Source organism: Paenibacillus sp. FW104-T2, from assembly GCF_058789975.1.
Window position 1 is genome coordinate 156026 of sequence record NZ_JBYTCE010000014.1, and the last position, 24693, is coordinate 180718.

Sequence of the window (24693 nt, forward strand, 5' to 3'; positions counted from 1 at the left end):
TCGCCTCCAGTCATTTCATCACCTTAGAAAGCGCATACAATAATTCTTCAGCAAAATTATCCTTAGTTCTAATCATCCAGGAATACGAACCAATCTGGGAGTGGCAGAGAGTCCAAAGGGTACAAACGCATAACGCTCCTGGTAAATAGAAGTGTTCGGATCCAGATCCTTATCCGTCCATCCCGGCTTATCCTTAAAGCTGTCTGGGCCTACTTTGATTGGCTCCCCTTTAATATGATGATGTGGCCCGAGCAAGTTCCTGCAGCTTCCGGTCAGTTCGAGTTCGATGTGATTTTCTCCTGGTCTAAGAAATTCTGTGATATTGGAGACATACGGCTCCCATAAGAAAACACGAATCTCTACACCATTTATCCTTAACCTGGTGACTGTAGCATTTGGTTGTGAACCAAAATCCCAAAGCCAGGAATCTCCATCATCGAATTGTATTTGGATCGTCTGCGTAACTCTGATGCTTCCTGCGAAGAACGGTAAACCCTGACTTACCAAATCGTCTTCGAGCGAGCATATTTGCTGAGAATTGGCGAGTGTAAATGGTCCCTCCGTACATCTCACTCCATGTTCATGACCCACATAACCAGATTGGGAAATGACAGCAAAATCACCGATAATATATATGCTTTCAAGTTCCGTATCCAGTGTAAGCTTATTCGCTTCCGATTCAAATTGGTTTGCCCGAGCCATCGCCGCATACGTTTCAGGTTTATTCCAGAAGTACAGGCTGAACCTGATCTTGTTATGTCCTTTAACAAGGCATCCCCCGATATTTATCTTTTGGAAAGAGATATCCCTCCACCAACCATAGCTGGTTGATTCAACAACATCTATTTCATTCACAACAATTTGCAGTTTCTCCGGGTTTTCCACGACTAAATACATCTCTTGTCCGTCAGCAGGTTCGAATGAAAGGTTAATGCTGAATTCCAACTCGATATGAACGGAGGAACCGATCTGCAGCAGCTTTTCCTGAATAAAAATAAGGGGCATTTCCGAAGACCATTCCCCATTCTTCACGCGATACCTACAGGTATCCAGCGTGATGCTATTCACATCGATTTGCTCGATTTTCCACTGGTTATCCAGATGATAAATATAACTATTGCTTAGGTCCGTTTGAAGCAGATTTATTGGATCGGAGTGACTTTTCACATCATGCTGTGTAAGCAGGAACATATAGGACTGAACAGGATAGAGCGTCAATGCAACCCGCGTACCGCTATCAACCGTTCTTTGGTTCACTGATTTGAGGTCACCGCTTTCCAAATCAATAAGACAAAGTGTCCCCTTTTGATGAATGGTTAGTTCAATATCCGAATATGACTCGTCACCTGAATTCACCAAATAGTATAGGTAAGATTCGTCAAGCTTAAGTTTCTGGATGTTAACCATATCGGATGCAATAGGTTTTCCCCACCTGTCATGTATTGAGATGGACGGCGCAACCTGACCGGATATCATCTCGGCTATGGATAAACGGGTATTGGCGGGTTTTAGGGCAGTATGGATCAAACGATTGATATCTTCATTCTGTTCTCCATCAATCAACCGTGGGTAGGGTTCAAGTGCAATTAACATCCCCCCCTGGAGGATAAACTGATGAAGCAAATGGACTGTCCTGCTGCTTAATGTTACGCATGAAGGTATGACTACAACCGAGTAGCGGGCTTCCCCTACAACGAACTGTCCGCCATCAACATTTCCATGTCGCTCCAACATCCCTTCACTTCCGTAATCATGTTCAATGAACGATTGACACAACCAGCGAGACAGCTGCGCAAACGATTGATGATACGGCTCTATCCCTGCTGGATCTGAACCCTGTTGTTCTACCCAGGCGGTGCTGATGGGATGCAGCAGCAATACCTCCGCTTGCCTGGAGCCTTCGACCAGAAGCATCGATAACCGGGCAAAGTAATCGTTAAAGCGATGATAGTGTTCCCACCAAGGCTGCTGATAGAAGAGAGAAGGCGGATAATCCCGCTTTCGCAGACCTCTTAGCGAATATGCCTGTAGGTGCTGGCACATGAGATTCATTCCATGAACAAATTGCCACTCGCCGATTCGTTTCAGATCCCGAAAGCTGATATTCCACCCCGTACAGCCGTAACTTTCAGTGATGGCCTGTTTTTGGCCGAGTTGACGTACAACAGAGCTGACCTGCTTGGGAACCAGCGGATCTTCGCCAACAGATCGGCCCAGCCAGTCACACCCTGGAATATGCAAATACTCATAAAAGCAAAGAGGGTCGCCTACCGAGGTAACTTGACTCATAAGCGTTTGTTCGTCTACGACGTGACCAACAGACATCCACCCTCTCTCACCGCACCACGTACCCACCTGCTTCGCATAGGCTTCTGTGAACATCGTGGTAACGCAAGACCAATAATCATATCTCATTTTGCGACAGTTATCCGTATCCAGAATCAGTCCTGGAAGAGCTTCAAGAATCGAATAACCGTAACGGCTCTCGAAGACATCCGCTAGCTCCAGTGACCACGGAAGATCACCTCGACCAAACTGCGGTTCATCCGTGAATATGCCTTTGATTGCAGAAGTGTATTTTGGCCCCAGCCTTAGCCAGTAAGCATCGTAAATCATCTCAATAAATGTGCTCACCACATGCTTGCTTAGCGTATCAATATAATACGGATTGACCTCGTAATACACGCGGAAGTCAGGTCTGCGTGGATCATCTTGATCAAGGAGATGCAGCCGATCTTCAATCTGAATATAGCTGGCAATCGTCACTTTTTCTTCTTGATTAAAGGGTGCCCACTCATATGACAGACGCTTTTGCTGATAGGAATGACCGAGGGCAGGCAGCTTTCCGTCTGCGTAACCGCTGGGCCAGCCATTTTCATCATACAGCCACACCTCCATCCCAAGTTCTTGGCACTTCTCGATACAGAATTGGTTTAAATCCATCCACGCCTCACCCATGTATGGTACCGTTAATCCTCCTCGGGCGTGAATAAAAAAACCCCCAATACCTGCCTCATGCATTTCTTCGATCTGCCTTAATAGCTCGTGCTTATTTAGATCGTCATTCCATGACCAGAATGGTTTTGTTCGATAACGAGCAGGCGGATCCTTTAGCAGGTTCCATACTGTCATAGTTTATCCACCTCGTTTTAATCGTTTAGGCATAGCTTGATCAGATCATCGATATGTGCCGTGGCCAAACATTCCACCGTATCCGCCGAGCCGTAATAGATTTTCACTTCACCATCAGATTCAAGGATCATCCCGCCAGGAAAGATTACGTTATTCCTGAACCCTCCCTCGATCTCGTAACTTACTTCTGGCGCTATTAAGGGTTCCTTGGCCCTGCCAATGATTTTCTTCGGATTATTCAGGTCAAGCAGCATCAAGCCAGCCGTATATCTCTTCTTCCAGGATGATTCCCATCCATTCTTCCCCCTTGCTGGATCAATATCTACGGCATGGAATGTGGTAAGCCACCCATGCTTTGTCTTGATTGGTGGAGCGGCAGGGCCGATCTTGTCATTGGCAAAAGTAACGTCTTCAACAGCCAGCAGTAAGTCGGAATTGCCCCAATATTTCAAATCCGGAGATTCGGATATCCACATATCAAACCGGTCCATTCCTCCTCGGCTGTACACGGTGAATGGCCGTTCAAGTCTCACGTAGTTTCCACCGATTTTCTCGGGAAATAATACCATGTTGCGCAAATCCGGCGTGGATAGACTCAAAATTTCAAAGTTCTCGAAGTCGTCCGTAACAGCAACTCCACCGCGAATACCATGCTTCGTATCCACGGCGAAACACATATAACAACGACCGTCTAGCACCGTAAGTCTAGGGTCATATGCCCGAATGATCTCTTGATCGTACAGCTTAAAACAAGGTTTAGGCCGTACTTCCCAATGGATACCGTCTGTACTGAAAGCGACTCCAAGGTCGGTGGTATGATGTGGTTCAAGTGTCATCTGTTCGGTGGAGCCGTAATCGTTCCGAAACACCATCACATACGTCCCGTTGAATTTGGTTACGCCTGCATTAAATACAAGAGCAGTCGGGTATGGAACCCGGGATGCATCCAGAATCGGATTTTCCGGATAACGTTTAATGACAGAACTTGAGGTCAAATCTCCGATATGAATTGAATTCATGGCATATGCCTCCTGGTTGGATCGATTCCTGCTAGCCCTTCAAGGAACCGGCGGTCATTTGCATAAAAGATTTGTTAGCAAAAATATACGCGATTAGAATCGGCAGAATAGAGAGGCACGCCCCAGCCATCATGAAATGTGTCTGTGAAGCGGCGGCGACCCCGTATTTCAGATTGGCCAAACCGACGGTCAACGTCTGCAATTCAGGTTTGCTAAGCGTAAACACAAACGGGAGCAGATACTCGTTCCACGCCCCTCGGAAGGCAAACAACGCGCAGACACCAAGCCCTGGCGTAAGCAAGGGAATGATGATTCTCCAAAATGTCCTTCCCGGTGAGCAGCCGTCGATTCGAGCCGCTTCGTCCAACTCCCTGGGGATCCCGTTCATAAAACTTAGCAGGATAAAAAAGGCTGAAGCATGGGCGCTGATCAGAATCAGAATGACTCCCCACAGTGAGTCATGTAGATGAAGCTTAACCATAAGGTCAAATTGAGGTCGAAGCACGACAGCTCCAATGGCCACAAACATCGTAAATGCCTGAAGGCTGACGTAGATCTTTTTACCGATAAAATCCATGCGGTTCACGACATACGCTGCCATGGAAGCCACGAGCAATGTCCCAAGAGTCGAGGCACTGGCAACGAAGAGGCTATTCAGCGTATAGGTTGAAAAATTCGCCTGTTTCCATGCTTCAAGATAGTTGGAAAACTGCCAATCAGCCGGCAGAAATGTGGCCCCGGCCGTCAGCTCGGCATTGGTTTTGAAAGAACCGAGAAAGGTGATTGCCACAGGGAACAGGGTCAGGAATGCAACGACAATCAGAAACGTCCATAGTGCGGTATTCCAGGCGATTTTCATGAACGTTCCTCCTTAATCGTTCTGACTCATTCTACGAGAGCCGTAGAAATAAAGTATTGTAATCACGCCGACAATCAAGGCCGTAACAAAGGCGGCGGCGCTCCCATACCCAAACTCCTGAATTTGCGTCGCCGCGGCCCCGCCAGCCGGCGGGAAAAATAATTTGTACACGTAGAGGAACATGACATTCGTTTTCCCGATCGGACCTCCATCGGTCATGACCATGATGTTTTCATAACCTTTGAGTGCATTAATGATGGCGAGCATGATAATCATCTGCATGACAGGACCGAGCATTGGAATAGTGATGTATCTGAACTGCTGGAATTTGTTAGCTCCATCCAGTGCAGAGCTCTCGTACACATCTTGAGGAATGTTTTGGAGACCCGCCAGAAATAAAAGCATGTAATTTCCAACCGCTCCCCATACCGCCACTAGAATAACGGTCAGCATCGCATAATCCACGCCGAGCCAGTCGATGGCATTTTGAATAAAAAGATACTTCATTAGAAATTGATTCAGAATGCCATTATACGAGTTGAAGATTGTAAAAAAGACGACTGCCATGACCGCCGTACTTATAATCGTCGGCATGAAGAAAATGGCTCTAAGCAGATTCTTTCCTTTAATATTCCAGTTCAGAATCACTGCCAGGATCAAGGCAAGCGGAATCGATAGCAGAAGTTTGCCTCCGGCATAAATAAACGTATTGGTAACGGACTCCCAGAACTGCTGATCTCCCATAATGCGTTTGAAGTTGGCCAAACCTACAAATCGCTCCGTGCCAAATCCTTTGTAGTCATAGAACATATATCTCAGAGCCCATGCCATCGGGTAAATGCCTAAAACCATGGTCAGAATAAAGCTAGGCAAAAGAAAACTGTATGAGAAGGCAGCATTCTTCGCTTTATTCATTTCCTCTCAACTCCCTGTATTTCTTCGCTTTTTTTAAAGGTAAGGATGGTATAAGTACCATCCCCGGTCTGCTTCTACTTCGCATATTGCCCCGCAAGATCAAGCGGATTAAAATCTGCTATTGGTTCCGCCTTCACATCCCCGCTTGCGATGGCAGCATCCAATGCGGCGTTATAACGAGTGTTCAAATCGCTAATGATGGAATCCAGATCGCCACCACTCAGCATATAACTGAAAAACGCATCATCCGACTTCATGCCTTGAACTGCTACAGACGGATATACTGGCCAGACACCGTCGTATTGGTTTGGAAGGAATCCGTCAATCCCTTTCACTTCCGGCTTGGCGGCGACCGCACTAACGGAAGGAACCATGGATATGCCAAATCCTTTTTCCTGGTACTGTTTCAGGATGGATTCGTCGTACATGTACGTGAGAAATTTCCATGCAGCTTCTTTATGTTCAGACTGAGAGCTAATGGCCAACCACTGCCCACCCAAGAAACCAGATGCGCCATTGAATTGTCCATTAATGGATGGTACTGGTGCTGCGGCCCAGTCAATCTTCGCCGGGAATTGCGATTGGTAAACTCCTGCCTCTGCGGAAAAGGATAAATACATGCCAATTTTACCTTCTGCGAATTGTGCGCGCAGTGGATCAATATCCAGCGACTCAACACCCGGCAGCATGCTGCCATCATCTTTGATTTTTTTGAAAGCCTCTATAATGGGCTTAAAACTACTAAAATCGTAGCGTGCGGTCTTAAAATCATATCCAAACCCTCCGTACCCGCTAACCTCTGCGATTACTCGCGCGGAGCGCCCAAATGCACTCGAAGGACTCTTGAAATTCTGAGCGAATCCATAGGCTCCGCTGGCCTTCCCCACTTCGGTTATTTTCTTAGCTGTTTCGACCAGCTCCTCCAAAGTGGTGGGTGGTTGCTTAATGCCTGCTTTGTCAAAAAGTTCTTTGTTATAGATCAATCGCATCGTCGTACCATAGTTAGGCAGGCTATAGCGTTTACCTTCAAAGCTGTTCAAGTCCTCCATGACCGGGAACTTCTCCTTCATCTCGTCCGTCAAAAACTCATCAATGGGGGCAAGAAATCCTTTTTTATAGAACGTCTGGATGGTATTTTCCTTCACACGGATAATATCCGGCGGCTCTGAGGTCTGGTAGGACATATCCAGTGCCTGATCGAAATCGTCTCCCTTGATGACCAGCTCAACCTCGATGTTGTCTTTGTTCGTTTGGTTGAATGTATTAATCGTTTCTTTGACATACTCGGAATCATGGCGATCTCCCGTCCAGTATGTGATTTTTGTCTTGGCATCCGCTTCTGTTCCCGATCCTTGTTCCGAAGGCTTGGGGCTGCTGCAAGCTGCCAAACTCCCTGTAAGCACCAAAAACATCGCCGAGATGAGAAATTTTTTGCTTATTTTCATCTACCTAACCTCCTCATCATATCTGCAATCTCGTTCTTTCTCCTTTAGTATAGGGGGTGTACTTCACTTACATAATGCGGGTAACCACACATCAAGGGCAGGTTTCTTCATCAATGTGCCATCATTCAAAAAAATAAGCCCTGCATCCAAATATCATTCGGAAACAAGGCTTAATCTATAATGAGCAACTCTAGACCAGATCGGCAGGCGTACTGATTTTCCCAGTACTATATAGCTTGAACTCGGACGGAGTCATATTAGTATGCTTCTTAAACATTTCACTGAAATAACGGCGATGCTCGTAACCAAGGCTTTGAGCGATCTCCTGAACCTGATAATCGTCGATCAGCATCTCTTTGGCCCTCTCCATCCGCTGGTGAACAACGAATTGTTGAAAGGATATATTCAGTACTTTTTTGAATAGATTCGAAAAATATCCGGGGCTGATATTAAACTCCTTGGCACAAACATCAAGGGATAAGTTCGTATGCAGATGTGTACATATATATTCTTTTGCCTGATAGATCAGTTTCGTGGATTCGTCGGATCGTTCATGTTCAATCCATGAACAAGCTTCATTGCATATTCCCTTTACCGTCTCCCTCATCAATTGAAATGAAACATGACCTGAACGCCTTACTGCATTCCATTGATCTTCAAGCTTTTTTACCCGAACCGGTGGAAAGTGCTCCGACATCACCCTACAGATTTTGGAGGATAGCTCATAGCATATGTTTTCGACTTGCTGTGGTTTCGGGAGGGGATCCCGCTGTAATAGATCATTAAAAATCTGCTCCAATATGAGCCGGCACTTTTCCCGGTGCCCGGAACGCAAGGAGAATAGCAATTCCTGTTCCGTCGAAACCGTATAATTCAAGAGCGTTTTCTCATCCTCCGAGGTGCTTATATAACTATTCATACCATGGGTATAGAATTGATACTCCAGTACATTTAAGGCCTTTTGGTACGAATCAGGCAGTTCATCAATCGTATCCACACAGGTTCCAACCCCAATGGAAATCGTTGAATGCGTGAATTGGTACATGTTTGTTCGGCACGCTTCCGATATCCGTTCAGCCAGCTCGATGTCCCTGCAATTGATAAGACATACAAAACGGTTTAATGCCTCGCCAAAAACGACACCACGAGTGAAACCTCGAATCGTTTCCTCCAGAACATTTCGCAGACTGAAGCGAATGAGCTCCACTTCCCGCGCAGGCTGCTGTTTATATTTGTCCATGAAACGATCCAATTCCACGATAAAGAGATTGAAGTCCCTAGAATCAAGCTGAATGCCGAGAGTTTGCCATCGGAGATAGGCAGTCGTTGCATTAGTTCGATGATGAATCAGGAGAGACAGGTGCTCTTGTTGCAGAGCGGGCAGGCTTTGCATCATATTTTGCTTCAGTTCCAACACTTTGCTATGTTCCTGCCATTCCTCCAAATAAGCCTTCTTCGCCTTTAATACGATTTGGACAATCTCGTCGATCGAGAATGGCTTCTTCACGAAGTCAAATGCACCTAAACGAATGGCCTGTCTCGTAAATGAAAAATCCGTATATGCACTTAGGATAACGATCTTGGTGGAAGGAGACTTTTCGAGGATTTCTTGAGTCATGGCTAGACCATCCTTTTTGGGCATACGGATATCGGTTAGCACAATTTCGGGCCTCTTTTCCTGCACAAGGCGAATACCTTCCTCACCATCCAGTGCTGTACCAACCACCTCAATGTGATGCTCCTCCCAAGAGGGCTTTCGTGCGATCATATCGACCACGCTTCGAATGTCATCGATGATGCAGAGCTTTATCATTTGCTGTTCAAGGATCATGCTTCTACCTCCCCTTCTAGAATGGGCATCCATATTTCCGTTCTTGATCCTTTTCCAGGAAGACTGGTCAGTTTAATTCCGGCTTTTTCTCCATAAAAAAGGTTGAGTCGGTTCACAATGTTGTTCAGGGCATACCCTTTGTTGGTGATACGAGGTTCCCGCATCCGCCTGTCTACTTGCTCAACATCCATCCCTGTTCCGTTATCCTCTATGATTAGATGTAATAAGCGATCCTGGAGAGTGACATGCATTTGAATCCGGCCACCTGAGCTTATATCCTTAAAGCCATGTTGAATGCTGTTTTCAACAATGGGTTGCAGCAAAATTTTCGGCAAGAGTGACGTTAATAGCGAATCGTGAGTCACCGTAACTTCAAAATCGAACATCCCCTCGTAGCATTTTTGCTGAAGGAGGCAGTATTGTTTCACATGAAGCAGTTCTTCCTCAAGTGTATTCCAGTCTTTCCCACCGCTTAAACCTAACTGGAACATTTGGGACAAGGACATAATCATCTCGCTGACCTCATCATTTTCACCTAATATGGATTTGCAATATATGGTGTTAAGGGTGTTGTATAAAAAGTGAGGTTCCATCTGCGCGGTAAACGCTCGCATCTCTGCCTTCCTTTTCCCGGATTCACTGAGTCTGACATCATCGATGAGACGATTGATCTCATCCAGCATTCGGTTAAATTGGTAACCCACTTGAGCTACTTCATCAGTAGAACGGCTATTGAAGCGGACATTTAAGCGATTATCTTCTACCTCCTTCATGAGGCGCTGCAGCTTATAGAGTGGGTTTAACAGGAGTGCAGTCAATCGGGTGGATAAAAACCAGGTAAGAAGTAAAAAGAAAAGCATAATGAAAAAGGTGGTTCGCTTGACATTATTCATTTGCTCAAGCAGTTTATCCTTTTGCTGAATACCGAACAAACTCCAGTCATCCATAATGGAAGAACGGGTATAGTTCACCAGATAATCGGTATTGTCGAATGCATGAAAAAAGGAACCTTGTACGTCTTCAGATAAATTCATCAAAAGCATGCTGTCCTTCATCAGATTATGGCTGGAGGACCAAGCAGTCCGAATTACTTCCTCACCTTTTGCATCAATGACAAAATAGTCACTGTCATCATTCAAGGAATGTTTGTTCACCGTACCAATCAATCCGCTCTCGTTCACGTTTACGACGATAAACACATTCGTATTGGAATTGTTATCTAGTGTTCCCTTCGTCACAAAGGATAGTGCGCGACTGTTTCCGGTAAAAAACTTGTCAATGTGCCCCTTAATCCATATCCCCCCGTAGTTTTCCTTTACATCGTAATACATGCTGGACTCATAGAAGGATTGGTTTTGCGTACGCCGCTGCGCTATTGGGTAAAAGTCTCCGATAGGTGTAGCAATGAGGATGCTGTCGATTAAAGGTTCATTAAAGGAGACTTGTGAGAATACATACTGAAGTTCGGACAAGTGAACATAATAGTTCGATATATCGTTGCTCTGTACATCCAGCATCATGTCCTTAAAGGCGTAACTGAACATAAGAGAACGGACCGAATCGGAGATTCCCGACAGCTTATCGTCCAAGATCTGGTTCGTTTTGTTTACCGTCTCTTGGCTGGATTCAAATGCGTTCTTTTGAATTTCTTTGGAAGCAATCCAATATGTCGTCATGCCAACTGAACCTATTGCAAGCGTTATCATAATTATGAAGGCGAATCGAACTCTTTGTTTAAATGAGATGCCGTGAAGCCACCGACTGAACGTTCCGGGTTCGAATTGAATTCGTTTAATCAAACTTCATCAACCTCTCCTGATCTACAAGACTTACCTTTCACCTTAAACTAATCGTTGCGAAAATATTGTACAATAGAATGCCATTTTAGCAACAGGTAAGTTTCCTCCAGAGCAACTTGGCCCCATGAACCTGCCATACAGCTAAAAACCTCCCAACTTAGGATTTTTTTTGTTTGTACATGGTCAATCATTCGAACCATTACCTCAAAATTAAAAAAAGTCGCAGAAATCGCGACTTGGTCATCCTACTCTGCTTAACTATGACGAAAAAATCTCTAATAACATAAAATGCGTGTTTCCTGTCTCTTGAAAAAACGTTGTGACAGCATATTGCCATCATCAATCATCATTTGTAGCTTTCTTCAAGCAGACAACAGCTTTTCCGTTTACCCGGCCTTCTCCCAGGTCACGAAGGGCCTGAGATGTTTCACTTAAAGTATATTCCCGACCAATACGAGGAGTAACCTGGCCTGATTCAACAAGCTCCTTCCAGATCATCTGGTCTCCATGGTTCGGTTTATGGATAAGAAGGCTTAATTTCTTCTTTTCCAGCCAAGAAACGAATGGACTCCCTACTAAGTTCAGCAAAATGTGCGGCATCAGTCCCCCGATCATGACATAGGTGCCTCCCTTCACTAACGCCCGCTTTAGTGCGAACGCAGAACGGTTGCCGACGACATCAAGAATCAGATTATAGCTTGGTCCGCTTGCCGCGAAGTCTTCTTTGGTATAATCCAGCACATGATCGGCACCTATTTCAAGCAGCATATCCAGTTTCTCACCACGATCAACCGCGGTCACTTCTGCTCCCTGCAATTTGGCATATTGAATGGCAAACGTCCCAACTCCGCCCCCTGCACCATTAATCAGAACATGTTCTCCCTTTTGCAGATTCCCCTGATTTCTCAGTCCTTGCAGAGCCAGAACGGCTGCCTGTGGAATGGATGCTGCTTGTACATGTGTGATCCCCGCTGGCTTGGGAGTCAGCGCCTCCTCATTCGCACACACATACTCCGCGAATCCGCCCCAGCCGCAGCCGGACAGATCTCCGAAAACTTCGTCACCTGGTTTGAATCGTTTGGCACCCGATCCCACCGAGATCACTCTCCCTGCGATGTCTGCACCGAGAATTCGGTAACGCGGGTGACGAAAGGCACCTATCCGGTTAACAAACGGTTTCCCGCGAAGGAGATCCCAATCCCAGGAATTAACCGAAGTCGCATGGACTTCAATTAATACTTCGTTGTTCTTGGGTTCCGGAATGTCTACCTTTTCTACTCGCAGGACCTCTGGCGTTCCGTAGGTATCATAGACCACCGCATTCATTACTGTCGCGTTCAACTTTTCGGATATTCCGGTGTCAGTTAACCTCATTCCACACATGGGCATTCTCCATTCAATAGAGATATCTTAGGCCTTCAAACAACTGATACGCTCAGAAAAATTTGTAGTTTCATTTTGAGGATGAAGGAGCCGATTTTATTTATAGAATAGAATTGAACCGTTTAGAACAGCTATTCCAGCCAGCTTGACTAGAACGAGCAAAATGAAGTAATTGGCTTTTTGAAATTTATGAAATCAATAATCGGGATACCATCGTTTCTGATCAATTCTTGACCGAAATTCAGGTGAGAGTCACATCCGAATAAAATTATGTTGAAGAAACAAATAAGCCGATCCAATAATGGATCGGCTTATTTGCGGGTTTCATCCGTTAAGCACGCTTGTTCTCAACAGATTTCATGCGGTTTTGATCGTCATCCTGCCGGTCATGACTGAATTCTTGCCCGGCTTCTACTTCGCCTTGACCTGAAACGCTTCGGGCAAAATTGGTGAACTGCCTTTTATGCTCATCCAGCTCGTGTTTTTGTTTAAGAAGTTCTTGTGGATCCTGATTCGTCATCTGCTAACCCTCCTACAAAATCAAAATGATCTCCACATTATGAGTTTTGCTGATGCTTGGATTCATCCTGAATTTCTTCACGGAATCCGGAAATGCTATGTTTGCGGCGCTCATTCTTTTCCTCAATCTGACTTTTTTCCCGAGCTGGAATTTCATCTCCGAATTCTTCGAGATAGTCCTCCGCTTCCCGGTAATTTTCAATCGTGTTTTGAACCGCATTTTGCAAATGCTGCACGTTGTCTTCACGGTTATCCGGTTTGCTCATACATGTCACCTCCCCAAAAATGGAATCCGTGCTGTTTAGTCGCACTACAGAAGTGTTCCATAAGAGAGCGAAGCTTATGCATGAAATTCAGTCTCGTTTCCTTCGATAATGCAATGGCGAATGGCCTGTGACCGCTTTGAATACCCGACCGAAATGGGTCACACTCCCGAATCCTACCTTCCTCGCAATCAAATTGACCTTGAGATTTGAGCTCTCAAGCTGCTTTTTTGCCTCCTTGATTCGCACACTATTAACGTATTCGACAAAAGCGAATCCTGTCGCTTCTTTGAACGATCGACTTAAATAAAAAGGACTGATATAGAACTGATCTGCCAGCAAATGAAGCGACAGTTCCTCCATGTAATGGTCATTAATATAACGGACAATCTCTGAAATACGTTCATGCATGGGACTTGGAGATACCAGCTGTTCCGCGTCATGCTGCCTGTATTGTCTACAGCAAATGATAAGCAGCTGCACGGCAAGTGTCTGGGCATACAATTCGAAGCCGCTTCTGCGCTCCTTCATCTCCTGCATAATGGCTCTTGTGTGCATTTCAATCAGCTCTCTACTGCGCAGGGAACCTTTCAAAATCAAATAATCCCGCTGAAGTAGAGGTTGAAGCACTTCTTCATGGGCACCGTCCACCGAAAAATACTGTGCATGCATATTAATAATAAGCCGCTCATGCTTTGGCCGTTCCGCATTGGTCGTGCGATGCAGAACGTTGGGAGCAATAATAACCACGTCGCCTTCCGCGATGGTAATGGTCCGGTCCTGGATGAAAAATTCCCGCTGCCCCGACATCAACACATAGATTTCATACGTGCTGTGAAAATGGCTTACCGGCATATGATGGCTTAATGCTTTTCGGTGGGATACCAGAAATGTACTCTCCGAATTTTCAAAGTAAAGATTCCCCATTAAAGTCATGCTCCCTTCCGTTCCGTCCTTGATGTTTATATTATATCGCAAGAAATAAGAAGAAATAGGCAATTTCCGCAAATCATGTACATAATCTGTTGGTAAAATGGGAGTACAACCAACCAAGGAGGAAGGAACCATGCAAACCACTTCATCTACCATGACGCCAATTCAATGGGCGTTAAAAGCCTGTGAAGCAATTATGGATACATTCGAGCCGGAGCATCTTCCGCCAGACCGATTCCATTATCATCAGGGTGTCTTTTTATCCGGGATGGAGAAATGTTGGCGACAAACCGGAGAACAAAAGCTCTATGATTACATGAAAGGCTGGGTCGATAGTCAGATTCTGGAGGATGGCAGCATCAAAAAGTATAAGTCTGACGAACTGGACGATATCCAGCCCGGTGTTCTTCTCTTCACTCTCTACGAGCAGACGGGAGATGAACGGTACAAAAAGGCGCTTCACACCTTAGTTCCTCTGCTAAAATCCTGGCCAACAAATGCATCAGGCGGATTCTGGCATAAGGGACATTATCCGAACCAAATGTGGTTGGACGGCTTATATATGGCTGGACCTATCGCGGTGCAATTCGCCAAAACATTTGGTGAGAGCGATTACATCGATATGATGGCCTATCAGGCGCTGCTTATGGAAAAGCATACAAAAGACCCTGTCACTGGCCTGCTCTACCACGGATGGGATGAGACAAAAGAAGCCAAATGGGCTGACCCTGTTACGGGTCTTGCTCCGGAATTCTGGGGCCGGGCCATTGGCTGGTATCCGGTAGCACTACTTGAAATGTTCGAATACATGCCTGAGGATCATCCGGACAAAGATAAACTCGTAACGATCGTACAGGATCTGCTGATCGCTCTGACAAATTACCAGGATCCTGCCACCGGATTATGGTATCAAGTCATCGACAAAGGTGATCATCCGGATAACTGGCATGAGAATTCCTGTACGGCACTCTTTGCACATGCCATTGCCAAAGCCGTTCGATTCGGCTATCTGGACCCAAAATATTTGCAGTATGCATGGAAAGGTTACCAAGGCGTTATTGATACATTACACTTTGACGAGAACGGGAAGGTTATCATCGGTAATATCTGTATTGGCACAGGAATTGGCGACTATGATCACTATATTGCTCGGCCAACCAGTGAAAACGATCTGCACGGGGCAGGTGCCTTCATACTCATGTGCGTCGAGATGAATTTAGCAGCAAAATAGGCTAATACGCAAAGAAGACAGGGACAACAGTCTCTGTCTTCTTTATTTTCTTTTTTGTCTGAAGAAGGTGAACCATGACGATATTAAGCGGTCCTTCCTGTGCGTTTCCAAAATGCTCTGGACGTTGCTTTCCAAATGCCTTTATTGAGGCTGCACAAACCTTATTTCCATTTGAAGCGAATCGGAAGCCTTTGATTGACGTTTGAAAATACAAAATATAAAGAGCATTGAAAAAGGCCGCTATATTTAGCGACCTTTTGTTGTACCTATGTTTATGTCTTTCCATCATGCTTAAGTATCAGTGAATATCTTTCTTTTTGAAGCTGCCGCCCTTCACTTCTGCCACATCATACACAACTACAAAAGCGTTCGGGTCAATTTCATGAATGATCTCTTTAATTTTGCTCTCTTCCATACGGTTGATTACACAAGTGATTTCTTTGAACTGTTCATTGGAGTATCCGCCATATGCATCCGTATAGGTTGCTCCACGACCTAATCGGTCACGAATGGTTTCGACCATGATTTCGGGTTGATTGGTGATGATTTTAAACGTTTTGGAACCGCTCAAGCCTTCTTCAACGATATGAATAACTTTGGAAGCAATGAAATAAGCTAGCCCCGACAAGATGGCGCCTTGCAGACCAAACACAGATGAAACGACGATAAATACAAACATGTTTAGGAACAAGATTAGATCACTGGTACCAAAAGGAACCTTTCGTGAAAGCAGTACAGCGAGCATATCTATTCCGTCCAATGCCCCGCCATTACGAAGTGCCAGACCCATACCGAAACCGATGATAATCCCGCCGACAACGGTAACCAGCAAGGTGTCCCCTTCAATAATGGTAGGTACATGGTGCATCAGACTGGTACTTACTGCGAGTGAAGCAATACCGATAATGGAATAGAGAGCGAAGCTTTTACCGATTTGCTTATATCCGAGCCACACAAAAGGAATGTTGATTATACCGATCAGCATCCCCAGTGGCAATCCAAACAATTGTGAACCAACGATACTCAGTCCCGTCACACCACCGTCCGAGACATTGTTGGGAATCAGAATGGCTTCAAGGCCATATGCCGTAATAAAAGCCCCGATGATGATCAATATAACTTTTGAAAAAATTCTTGCCTTATTCGATTTTGGTTTCTTTCTTTGATGCATTCAATTTCCTCCTTGGATAAGAACTCATAAAATATAGTGTATATTAATAATCACCAACTTGACAAATTTTTCGCATTCATTATGACTGTTAGTATTGCTTTTTTTCGTTCTTGTTACCCGTTGTATCCCCTGACAAACCTTAAAAGTACGGTCATGAAATTTTAAAAAAAAAAACAAAAAAGCCGCTATATTAGCGACTTAAGGTGTGACGTATTTTATACCCACAAACACGCAATTACTTGTCATTAAGCCCTTTCCCATCAAGGATATGCGGGATGTACTTTTCAACTCTCGACTCTCGGGTCTTGGATTGTCTGGGTGAAGAAAAATGCATAATATATGCTCTCTGGCGTCCTGGTGTCAGTCCTTCGAAAGCTGCTTTCAGATCGGGTATTTCAACAAATTTGTTGGCTAATTCCTCAGGCAGGGTATACTCGTCATGCTTTTTAAGTTCAACTTGCAGACCCGCTTTCTCAATCTGAACGGCTTCCTCGATATAATCCTGGATGATCAGCTGCATTTCTTGAATCGTCTGAGCATTGGTGAACCGAAGCTGACGTGCTGCCTGCACATTCTCCGTTTGCTGAATCAGGATTCCATGAGGGTCTTTTAGCAGAGCCCCTTTGTGAAACAACAGGGCACAATACTCCTTAAAACCATGGATCAGAACGATATTTTTACCGTCCAATGTGTAACAGGGATGCATCCACTTAAAATCTTCTGTCAGCCCGCAATCCAGAACGATCTCCCGAAGCAGCTCGAACTCTTCTTTCCAATTCTTGAGCTTGTTGAAATAGGGATCAATTTTTGTATTTCTCTCACCTTTTAACATCGATGTCCCTCCTTAGATTATGCCAAAAGCTTCTCAAGCTCATCGCACCATTTACTCCAGCCATACTTGGCACCAGCCAGTGCTTGAGGATTGGAAATACCGGTTTGTTCAAGGTGAAGGTTCACTTTACCGTTTCCTAAATCTTGTAATGTCCACGTAACCGTATGTTTCTCTCCGCTTTCCCAGGTATAGGACAGGCGATGTGGTTCTTCTACGATCAGAACTTCTCCTTTAATAATTCCGTCCCAGTACTCCGTTGCCTGCGTTCGAAATTGAAAATGGTGACCAACGACTGGTTTGAAATCATTCTCCATCCCCTGACCGGTATGAATATTGGCTACCCACTTGGCAAGCTTGCTTGAATTCGTTAAGGCTGACCAGAGCTTCTCGACCGACGTCGTATACTGATAGTCCAATTCCAATGTTAAACTCATTCTTCTTCCTCCTTTAATAGTTGATCCAGGCGCATCAGATTTATACTCCAGAACTTGCTGTAGAAAGCCACCCAATCTTGAACTTCTTGTAATGGTGAAGCATTGAGCCTATACCTCGTTTCCCTGCCGACTTTTCGGTCAACGACCAGATTCGCCTCTTTAAGAATGGTCAGATGCTTGGATACCGCCGTCCGCCCCATTTCAAATTGTGAGGTTAATTCATGAAGAGGTACCTCCTCTGCTTCGGTTAACATCTGCATGAGCCGACGTCTGGTTGGATCTGCAATGGCATCAAATACATCACGTGATCTTTGGTTCTCACTCACACCACTTCCCTCCAATCTGCTGTATCGGAACATGGATGATACGGAGGATTTGTTTTTAATGTCAATTTATATTTTGTGTTTGTTTTATTAAGACACCATTTGGTGTCGAATTGATTATATGACACCAAATGGTGTCATGTCAACACATTTGAAAATTAGCTGCGGAGAGACTTCCTTCTCTGTTAACAGCAAATTATAAATAAAAAACACCTCGTATGAGGTGTTTTACGTTTTCTCAGTTAGCCAGTAGTTTTTTTATGAACGGGAAGATTCCACCCTGATTTGAACAGCTCCTAAAATTGTCTTATTCAGCGGGCATGCGTAATGCCTCTGTCTCATAGGATTGAAAGGCATTTTCCAAACCCAATCATGTATTGTACTCTTACATTCTTTTGTATCCATAAAGCGAACAGCCTACAAAATTTCGGCATCCATGGGCTTCAACCCATTCCCCTGTTTAAATGCCTACATACAATACCCTAGACTAATGAACAGGAGTGATGATGTATGACATTTTTACCTCCCTTTGGACCGGGTGGCGGGTTTGGTGGACCAGGCGGTCCTGGTGGAATTTTCGGACCGGGTGGTCCTGGAGGTCCTGGAGGACCATCAGGTCCACCTTCGTTCCCCGGAGGTGGGGGCGGTGCACCGCAAGGCGTGCAGCCCCCTCCCGGACCGCCGCCTTCATTTGTTCCACAGCAGTCGCCTTCATTGTATGCTGTAGATCCAAGAGCAATATCCGGTTGCCTGTTCCGGTACACGTATATTTGGCCGAATCAAGGTCCTGGCTTCTGGATGTACCCCGTATTTGTCGGCAGAAATTCGGTAGCTGGCTTCCGCTGGACTGGATTTTTCTGGGTGTACAGCGGCATTGACCTGCAGCGGATTAGCTCATTCAGCTGTTTCTAATACTTAAACACCCTGATTGCCGTTATTTGTACAATCAGGGTGTTTTACATTGAATCCAGACCATTGAGATTGCAAGTGACACTTCAATAAAAACAAATCCTTCTCATTACATTTTCTTGAATCCAGAGTTTTCTACTTGTGATTGGAATCCAATGAACCCTTCAATTTACCCGTCGACCAGAGCACGATCGGAAACCCAATGCCAAAGATCATGGCGTAGTAAGGCCAAACCTGATTTATCTCAATGATATATGAAACGTTGGGCCAGATAAAATTGGCCATGGCCAACATAATCAGTATCAAAGGAACGAATAGTGAATTCATGCTTCGAAGACGAAAAGATTCTGCAAGTCCTTGTGCTGAAACGTATAGAAGCAATGCAAGACGAAAAAAAATCGTGACGAACCAGACAATGGCAAGGATGATTTCAAACCGCTGAAGAAACTCCCCAATACTGATGGTCCGATCAATAAAAAAAGTAGGAAACGTCAAGTCCGCCACGACACCAGCGCTGATTACTGTGATGATCTGCATAACCATGAAAAAGTACATGGCTCCGCTAATCAGAGCACTTGCAATCACCGATTTTCTCCACTTTTTCGGATCCGGGAAGTGATGTGCAAAGAAAAGAAACAAAACTGCCTCCAGATATGGAAAAGCAAAGAGATGGATGGATGCGAGAATAACAGGATTCAGTCCGTTCTCCAACATCGGCAGCAGGTTTTTGATATCTGCCTCTGAAAAAAGAGTAATCCTGACCAACAAGTAAAGGGCCAGAAGAAAAAAGATTAGAATCTCCGCACAACGCCCGATAACAACCGGACCCGAGCGAACAGCAAAATAGACGGCCAGGAGCATAATAAAATATACGGCATCATAGGGAGTTTCGGGCATAATGGAGGTCGTCACAAAGTCTCCCAGATTTCGAAGTGTCATGATACACTCCAGAAAGGGAAAGGCAAGTATAAAGAGGATGCTAATCATCCCGCCCAAGGGACCAAACACGCTTCGGAGATGCGCAACAAAGGATCTGCCTTTCATTTGCCTGACGATAGAAGTATATAAGGGTATCAAAAGCAAATGAAAAGCAATGGAAATGGGGATGGAAAGCCAGGCATCCTGTTTAGCAACAGAACTTATGGCAGCTGGAAGCACCAAATACGCACTTCCAATCTGATACAATACAAACCACGTGATGGCTTGTCGAACAGTTAATTTGCTCCCCACTACCGTCCCCCCTTTAAGATAAAATACGTGCAAAGTACTGGCTTACCGGTTGGAAAACCCACCGGATACCTGTTAATGGACTCGGAAGTTCAACGTGTACTAGCTCCAGAATGATCAACGTCGTCCCTACGGTGAACAATGTTAAACTAACCACCATTTCACGCACACAGTGCTTCTCTTTCAATTGACGAAACTCATTGAACATGGTCAGAATCGAGATGATTAGTACCGCATACAGCATATACATTCACTCCTAATGTTGCGGTTTAGAGTCGATAGGATTGGTAATTTTCCCAACCCGGTTTAAATGGAAACGGATATCCAGCTTCACCTCAAGCTTTTGAAATTTCTGCTTCCAATCCCCTCTCCATTGGTGCCATTGACGAGGGAACCTTTGATGAAAGGCTTCTCCGAATCCGAATATGTCGGAACCGATCTGCTGCGCCTTTTCAATACCTTCCTTCAGGATCTGTTCTTGTTCTTCTCTGGCTGCTGCCTGAAACTCATTAAATGTCTTGTCATCCTTCAGGTCAGCATCACATCCAACCTCGCCAATGTTTGCTTCAGTTTCCACGACAAGAGAGACAATCGGTTCATTATTTTTTATGTCCGGTTTCATTTTGACATTGTTACGTATGACTTCAAAAGCAAATTCCCCTTCTGAATTCGGACATGTGACGGAAGCTACAGAACTGGAAACACGGTTTGATATGTAGGTAAACGCCTTGCTTTTGGACTCTTCTATCCAGCCGATCAGACGATCTCCCTGAAAGACACCAATGCCGGTAAATAAATAGTTCGCGTGTTGTGGCGATTTAGTCACATTATCCACCTTCAATCCTTTGTCTAGATTGTTCAGCCGAATGCCAGTCAAGACCGGCTCAATGCCATCCTTCTTTAAACGCTGCAGAAGGTCTTTGACATTAACCGCGGAAGTGGGTGCCCATGTCCTTTCAGACACATTCAAAGCTTTATACATATCCATTGCAGGCAAAACCTCGGTTGGAGCCACAAACGTAACAGCATCCTTAGCTGAACTGCCTCTGACAACAGCCAAATGAAAATCAGGCCGAACTTCATGATCACGAAACAGGAAATCCAGCGGCTTCTTGATTCCTCTTTTTGCTGTATCTTCGTCAAAGATGACAAACTTTAGGTGAGACAGATACATCTTCCTTGATGACTCCGTAGTCAGTTTTCGAAGAGCTTCAAACAGCGTGTTTGCACGGCTGGAAAAAACGATTGTGGGTGACCGTTCCATCGCTCGATTACGAGACATCTGAGACGGATCAACTACTTGCAGACTAATCTCATACTGGCCATCTACGGTATCAATACCCATAGCCATCACGACGGATATTTCGTTTAACTCCTTACTACTCCAACACCCCGTAACAATGACCATAAGCAAAATGTACACTAACAATGTTGACATGATGGATCGGTACGAGTTCATCAGCTTACTCCCTTGGTTTGTTGTGATGATTTGCTTTGTTCTTAAATGGAAACCGCAGTACGGCATCGCTTTGTTTCGACGATTGGAAATTGGCTATTGGACTCATATATGGCACACCGAATGAATGAAGACTATTCAAATGCACAAGGAGCATGAGTATGCCTACCGTCAATCCGTATACGCCAAACATGGCGGCCATTCCAATAAAAGCAAACCGTAATATCCGGATGGGAATAGCCATGGTATAGGACGGGATAACAAAGCTTGAAATTGCTGTAATCGCGACAACAATGACCATAACTGGCGAAACGATGTTAGCTTCTACAGCGGCCTGGCCGATGACAATGGATCCAACAATCGAAACGGCCTGACCGACCGTTCGCGGCATTCGTAGACCAGCTTCTCTCAGGATCTCGAATATGATCTCCATGATCATCGCCTCAACAAATGCAGGAAAGGGTACACCCTCACGTTGCGCAGATAAACTCAGTAATAGAACCGTTGGGATCATGTCCTGATGAAATGTAGTTAGTGCCACATATATTGCTGGAGCCAGCATACATATTGCCAGGGAGATGTACCTTAAGACTCGAATGATGCTGCTATAAATAAAAGATTGATAATAATCCTCCGCGGATTGAATGAAATCAACAAATACTGCAGGCGCAAGGATGACAAAGGGAGTTCCGTCGATAAATATCGCGATTTTCCCTTCCATCACACCTGCTGCAATAGAGTCTGGGCGATCCGAATTATAAAATATCGGGAAAATGGTCAACTGTTTCTTCTCTGTCAGAGATTCTTCGAGATACTCCCCTTCAAGCACACGATCTATCCTCATGCTTTTTAATTTGGATAACAGGTTCAGAACCATTTTCTGATCTGCGACCCCATTCATATACATGACCGATATGTCTGTCTTTGTTTTTTCGCCAACCTTGACGTTTGTTAGCCGAACTCTTGTATCCTTCACTCGGCGACGGACCATCGTTGTATTGGTACGCAGATTCTCCGTAAACGATTCTTGAGGACCTCGGATCACAGGCTGCGTCTTCGATTCGGTTATACCGCGTTCTTCCCAACCAGGTATGGAAACGACTATCCCTTCCCCCATCCCGTCGATTAGCAGGAGCAGTCCGCCTGATAGAATCTGATCCAATGCATCTTCATAGTTTTGAACCAAACTTGCTTCTCCGACATCTAGTATGCTATTTTTCAAAAATGGCAAAGACAACTCATTGGAATCGGAAAAGGTGAATTCATGCAATGGACGAATCACGCTGTCCTGAACCTTTTGCAAGTCAACCATTCCATCCAAATAAAACAGAGCCGCTTGATTCCTCCCAATTGTGATCTCACGAACAACAAAATCAGAACTGTTTCCCATGAAGTCACATATGAGATCGACATTCTCGCGAATTTGTTTAGAAAATTCAGGTTGTAACTTCATTTCCACAATCCCCCTTGGATATGTAGTATTGGTACTAATTCAAATATTAAAACAAAACGTTCTAAACTTCGTGCTGGTAGCTTTACTGGTGCAATCATAGTCACATAAACAAAAAGACCGCCTTGTTGGACGGTCTTTTATCCGTACTATTCGTTTTTGAGGTTCATTCCAACCCTTTTTTACCGTATTCTGTAAGGGATTCAACGGTTTGCGGATCATAGTGGGAGAAAAATGCACTTTGCTCTGTATCAAGAGCAGTTATTTTTTCCATATCCTGAGCAGATAATTGAAAATCAAAAACGTTTAAGTTCTGTTCCATCCGATCTTTATTGACCGTCTTCGGAATTACGACTACACCGCGTTGAATGAGGAAGCGCAGAGCGACTTGTGCTGTCGACTTATTGTATTGATTCCCAATCTCTTGCAAAGTAGCGTTAGTGAACAGGTCATTTCTACCTTCTGCAAAAGGACCCCATGATTCAATCTGCGTATTGTATTTCTTCATAATCTCATGTGCTTTAGCTTGCTGGTTAAAAACATGCGTCTCGACCTGATTGACTGCAGGTACAACCTCGCTGAACTGTACGAGATCGATATATCTGTCCGGATAGAAATTGCTGACCCCGATGGCTCTAATCTTACCGGCCTTATAGTATTCTTCCATTGCTCGGTATGTCCCATAGTAATCATTGAATGGCTGATGGATCAGGAGCAAATCCAAATAATCAAGCTGGAGTTTTTCCAGTGATTCCTCAATTGAAGCTTTCGCTTTTTCATAGCCAGCATTGGATATCCAGACTTTTGTCGTGATAAAGAACTCCTCTCTCGGCACTCCACTTTTCTTGATGGCACGTCCTACAGCTTCTTCATTACGATACGCCTGTGCAGTATCAATGGAACGATAGCCTACGCTTATCGCATCCAGCACACATTTTTCACATTCGTCCTGATCTGGAATTTGATAAACCCCATATCCGAGAATAGGCATCTGCACCCCATTATTTAATGTTACATATTCCATTCTTCATTCCTCCTATTCAAGCTATAGATAATCCACGAAACGCCTAATCCTATTATGCAACAAATGAAATAATATCAGTTATCTCATTTGTCTCATATGTTTGCCTATTCCTCTTACACAGATGAAAAAGTGCTGTTACCTCTATTACAGAAGAGACCGCTGTCCTTATGTTTAATGTGTATACTTCTATTCATTTTGTGAATGATCGTATAAATTTATTGGAAAATGAGGCTGCTAGCTCACTTGATTTAGATACCATCTCAAGGATCTTAAACTATTTGAATTTGATTATTCAACAATTCAATAAGGCGCAGACATGTTAATCGTTCAAAATGTACAGAGATGAATATATCCCCCAGTGTATTTATCAAATCCGTAGATTGGGTCTACCATCTGTAGTATTTATAGAATCAGTTATCATTATAAACAACAAAGGTTTACATAATAAATAATATGAATACTTCAAGTTTTGAAGATGTGTTTTCTAAATAAAAGTCACTCTCTCTTTTCTATACTAATATCCCTATAATGTTCGAAC

Annotated in this window: 22 protein-coding genes; 2 read left to right on the plus strand and 20 right to left on the minus strand. The window is 44.5% G+C overall.

The features are described 5' to 3' along the window. Positions 1 to 72: 72 nt before the first annotated feature. The 11 genes from AC3WQ3_RS18545 to AC3WQ3_RS18595 form a co-directional block, all read right to left on the minus strand. Complete coding sequence (locus AC3WQ3_RS18545; protein WP_492473080.1) at positions 73 to 3132, minus strand: glycosyl hydrolase; 3060 nt, start codon at positions 3130 to 3132, stop codon at positions 73 to 75. Between the two features lie 17 nt (positions 3133 to 3149). Beyond that, complete coding sequence (locus tag AC3WQ3_RS18550) at positions 3150 to 4151, minus strand: glycoside hydrolase family 130 protein (protein ID WP_095358065.1); 1002 nt, start codon at positions 4149 to 4151, stop codon at positions 3150 to 3152. A gap of 31 nt (positions 4152 to 4182) precedes the next feature. Beyond that, positions 4183 to 5010, minus strand: a complete 828-nt coding sequence (locus AC3WQ3_RS18555) for a carbohydrate ABC transporter permease (RefSeq protein ID WP_095358066.1) — start codon at positions 5008 to 5010, stop codon at positions 4183 to 4185. A gap of 12 nt (positions 5011 to 5022) precedes the next feature. Beyond that, positions 5023 to 5925: a carbohydrate ABC transporter permease gene (locus AC3WQ3_RS18560; protein WP_492473081.1), complete on the minus strand. Its 903-nt coding sequence runs from the start codon at positions 5923 to 5925 to the stop codon at positions 5023 to 5025. Positions 5926 to 5999: 74 nt separating this feature from the next. Then, complete coding sequence (locus AC3WQ3_RS18565; protein ID WP_492473083.1) at positions 6000 to 7370, minus strand: ABC transporter substrate-binding protein; 1371 nt, start codon at positions 7368 to 7370, stop codon at positions 6000 to 6002. Positions 7371 to 7560: 190 nt separating this feature from the next. Beyond that, positions 7561 to 9201 carry a response regulator gene (locus AC3WQ3_RS18570; protein WP_492473084.1) on the minus strand — a complete coding sequence of 547 codons (1641 nt, stop codon included), beginning with the start codon at positions 9199 to 9201 and terminating at the stop codon, positions 7561 to 7563. Then, positions 9198 to 10877, minus strand: coding sequence for a sensor histidine kinase (locus tag AC3WQ3_RS18575; RefSeq protein ID WP_492473085.1), 1680 nt, complete (start codon positions 10875 to 10877; stop codon positions 9198 to 9200). The genes AC3WQ3_RS18570 and AC3WQ3_RS18575 overlap by 4 nt, the downstream gene beginning before the upstream one ends. 462 nt (positions 10878 to 11339) lie before the next feature. Continuing rightward, positions 11340 to 12341, minus strand: coding sequence for an NAD(P)-dependent alcohol dehydrogenase (locus AC3WQ3_RS18580; protein WP_492473087.1), 1002 nt, complete (start codon positions 12339 to 12341; stop codon positions 11340 to 11342). A gap of 373 nt (positions 12342 to 12714) precedes the next feature. Further along, positions 12715 to 12903 (minus strand): hypothetical protein, encoded by a 189-nt coding sequence (locus AC3WQ3_RS18585; protein WP_110822176.1) that lies wholly within the window; start codon positions 12901 to 12903, stop codon positions 12715 to 12717. Between the two features lie 37 nt (positions 12904 to 12940). Beyond that, the gene (gene tlp, locus AC3WQ3_RS18590) at positions 12941 to 13168 is read right to left on the minus strand and encodes a small acid-soluble spore protein Tlp (protein ID WP_492473088.1); all 228 of its coding nucleotides are present in this window, start codon (positions 13166 to 13168) and stop codon (positions 12941 to 12943) included. A gap of 87 nt (positions 13169 to 13255) precedes the next feature. Further along, positions 13256 to 14092 carry a helix-turn-helix domain-containing protein gene (locus AC3WQ3_RS18595; protein ID WP_336780095.1) on the minus strand — a complete coding sequence of 279 codons (837 nt, stop codon included), beginning with the start codon at positions 14090 to 14092 and terminating at the stop codon, positions 13256 to 13258. Between the two features lie 139 nt (positions 14093 to 14231). Between AC3WQ3_RS18595 and AC3WQ3_RS18600 the strand changes: the two genes are divergently transcribed. After that, positions 14232 to 15329 (plus strand): glycoside hydrolase family 88/105 protein, encoded by a 1098-nt coding sequence (locus tag AC3WQ3_RS18600; RefSeq protein WP_492473089.1) that lies wholly within the window; start codon positions 14232 to 14234, stop codon positions 15327 to 15329. A 298-nt stretch (positions 15330 to 15627) separates the two neighbouring features. Here the strand turns inward: AC3WQ3_RS18600 and AC3WQ3_RS18605 are convergent, their stop codons facing one another. The 4 genes from AC3WQ3_RS18605 to AC3WQ3_RS18620 all read right to left on the minus strand — a co-directional run bounded on the left by AC3WQ3_RS18605 (position 15628) and on the right by AC3WQ3_RS18620 (position 18092). Next, on the minus strand, positions 15628 to 16500 hold the full coding sequence (locus AC3WQ3_RS18605; RefSeq protein WP_127535726.1) for a YitT family protein: 873 nt from the start codon (positions 16498 to 16500) through the stop codon (positions 15628 to 15630). Positions 16501 to 16735: 235 nt separating this feature from the next. Further along, positions 16736 to 17332 carry a YdeI/OmpD-associated family protein gene (locus tag AC3WQ3_RS18610; protein ID WP_492473090.1) on the minus strand — a complete coding sequence of 199 codons (597 nt, stop codon included), beginning with the start codon at positions 17330 to 17332 and terminating at the stop codon, positions 16736 to 16738. Between the two features lie 17 nt (positions 17333 to 17349). Beyond that, positions 17350 to 17766: an SRPBCC family protein gene (locus AC3WQ3_RS18615; RefSeq protein ID WP_492473091.1), complete on the minus strand. Its 417-nt coding sequence runs from the start codon at positions 17764 to 17766 to the stop codon at positions 17350 to 17352. Beyond that, positions 17763 to 18092 (minus strand): ArsR/SmtB family transcription factor, encoded by a 330-nt coding sequence (locus AC3WQ3_RS18620; RefSeq protein WP_127535729.1) that lies wholly within the window; start codon positions 18090 to 18092, stop codon positions 17763 to 17765. The genes AC3WQ3_RS18615 and AC3WQ3_RS18620 overlap by 4 nt, the downstream gene beginning before the upstream one ends. Before the next feature lie 507 nt (positions 18093 to 18599). Here AC3WQ3_RS18620 and AC3WQ3_RS18625 point away from each other — a divergent pair. Next, positions 18600 to 19001, plus strand: a complete 402-nt coding sequence (locus AC3WQ3_RS18625) for a collagen-like protein (protein WP_336780089.1) — start codon at positions 18600 to 18602, stop codon at positions 18999 to 19001. Positions 19002 to 19133: 132 nt separating this feature from the next. On the opposite strand, the gene AC3WQ3_RS18630 is transcribed toward AC3WQ3_RS18625, so the two are convergent. The 5 genes from AC3WQ3_RS18630 to AC3WQ3_RS18650 all read right to left on the minus strand — a co-directional run bounded on the left by AC3WQ3_RS18630 (position 19134) and on the right by AC3WQ3_RS18650 (position 24155). After that, positions 19134 to 20228 (minus strand): GerAB/ArcD/ProY family transporter, encoded by a 1095-nt coding sequence (locus tag AC3WQ3_RS18630; RefSeq protein ID WP_336780088.1) that lies wholly within the window; start codon positions 20226 to 20228, stop codon positions 19134 to 19136. A 13-nt stretch (positions 20229 to 20241) separates the two neighbouring features. Then, positions 20242 to 20469 carry a hypothetical protein gene (locus tag AC3WQ3_RS18635; RefSeq protein ID WP_492473093.1) on the minus strand — a complete coding sequence of 76 codons (228 nt, stop codon included), beginning with the start codon at positions 20467 to 20469 and terminating at the stop codon, positions 20242 to 20244. A 12-nt stretch (positions 20470 to 20481) separates the two neighbouring features. Beyond that, the gene (locus AC3WQ3_RS18640; protein ID WP_492473094.1) at positions 20482 to 21663 is read right to left on the minus strand and encodes a Ger(x)C family spore germination protein; all 1182 of its coding nucleotides are present in this window, start codon (positions 21661 to 21663) and stop codon (positions 20482 to 20484) included. A gap of 25 nt (positions 21664 to 21688) precedes the next feature. Further along, positions 21689 to 23134, minus strand: a complete 1446-nt coding sequence (locus tag AC3WQ3_RS18645) for a spore germination protein (RefSeq protein WP_492473096.1) — start codon at positions 23132 to 23134, stop codon at positions 21689 to 21691. 163 nt (positions 23135 to 23297) lie between these two features. Next, positions 23298 to 24155 (minus strand): aldo/keto reductase, encoded by an 858-nt coding sequence (locus AC3WQ3_RS18650; RefSeq protein WP_492473097.1) that lies wholly within the window; start codon positions 24153 to 24155, stop codon positions 23298 to 23300. Between the last annotated feature and the right edge of the window lie 538 nt (positions 24156 to 24693).

Bases quoted from the DNA above. Each gene is read 5' to 3' on its own strand.
- AC3WQ3_RS18545 (WP_492473080.1), bottom strand. From the start codon at position 3,132: ATGACAGTATGGAACCTGCTAAAGGATCCGCCTGCTCGTTATCGAACA.
- AC3WQ3_RS18550 (WP_095358065.1), bottom strand. From the start codon at position 4,151: ATGAATTCAATTCATATCGGAGATTTGACCTCAAGTTCTGTCATTAAA.
- AC3WQ3_RS18555 (WP_095358066.1), bottom strand. From the start codon at position 5,010: ATGAAAATCGCCTGGAATACCGCACTATGGACGTTTCTGATTGTCGTT.
- AC3WQ3_RS18560 (WP_492473081.1), bottom strand. From the start codon at position 5,925: ATGAATAAAGCGAAGAATGCTGCCTTCTCATACAGTTTTCTTTTGCCT.
- AC3WQ3_RS18565 (WP_492473083.1), bottom strand. From the start codon at position 7,370: ATGAAAATAAGCAAAAAATTTCTCATCTCGGCGATGTTTTTGGTGCTT.
- AC3WQ3_RS18570 (WP_492473084.1), bottom strand. From the start codon at position 9,201: ATGATCCTTGAACAGCAAATGATAAAGCTCTGCATCATCGATGACATT.
- AC3WQ3_RS18575 (WP_492473085.1), bottom strand. From the start codon at position 10,877: ATGACGACATATTGGATTGCTTCCAAAGAAATTCAAAAGAACGCATTT.
- AC3WQ3_RS18585 (WP_110822176.1), bottom strand. From the start codon at position 12,903: ATGACGAATCAGGATCCACAAGAACTTCTTAAACAAAAACACGAGCTG.
- tlp (WP_492473088.1), bottom strand. From the start codon at position 13,168: ATGAGCAAACCGGATAACCGTGAAGACAACGTGCAGCATTTGCAAAAT.
- AC3WQ3_RS18595 (WP_336780095.1), bottom strand. From the start codon at position 14,092: ATGGGGAATCTTTACTTTGAAAATTCGGAGAGTACATTTCTGGTATCC.
- AC3WQ3_RS18600 (WP_492473089.1), top strand. From the start codon at position 14,232: ATGCAAACCACTTCATCTACCATGACGCCAATTCAATGGGCGTTAAAA.
- AC3WQ3_RS18605 (WP_127535726.1), bottom strand. From the start codon at position 16,500: ATGCATCAAAGAAAGAAACCAAAATCGAATAAGGCAAGAATTTTTTCA.
- AC3WQ3_RS18610 (WP_492473090.1), bottom strand. From the start codon at position 17,332: ATGTTAAAAGGTGAGAGAAATACAAAAATTGATCCCTATTTCAACAAG.
- AC3WQ3_RS18615 (WP_492473091.1), bottom strand. From the start codon at position 17,766: ATGAGTTTAACATTGGAATTGGACTATCAGTATACGACGTCGGTCGAG.
- AC3WQ3_RS18625 (WP_336780089.1), top strand. From the start codon at position 18,600: ATGACATTTTTACCTCCCTTTGGACCGGGTGGCGGGTTTGGTGGACCA.
- AC3WQ3_RS18635 (WP_492473093.1), bottom strand. From the start codon at position 20,469: ATGCTGTATGCGGTACTAATCATCTCGATTCTGACCATGTTCAATGAG.
- AC3WQ3_RS18640 (WP_492473094.1), bottom strand. From the start codon at position 21,663: ATGTCAACATTGTTAGTGTACATTTTGCTTATGGTCATTGTTACGGGG.
- AC3WQ3_RS18645 (WP_492473096.1), bottom strand. From the start codon at position 23,134: ATGAAGTTACAACCTGAATTTTCTAAACAAATTCGCGAGAATGTCGAT.
- AC3WQ3_RS18650 (WP_492473097.1), bottom strand. From the start codon at position 24,155: ATGGAATATGTAACATTAAATAATGGGGTGCAGATGCCTATTCTCGGA.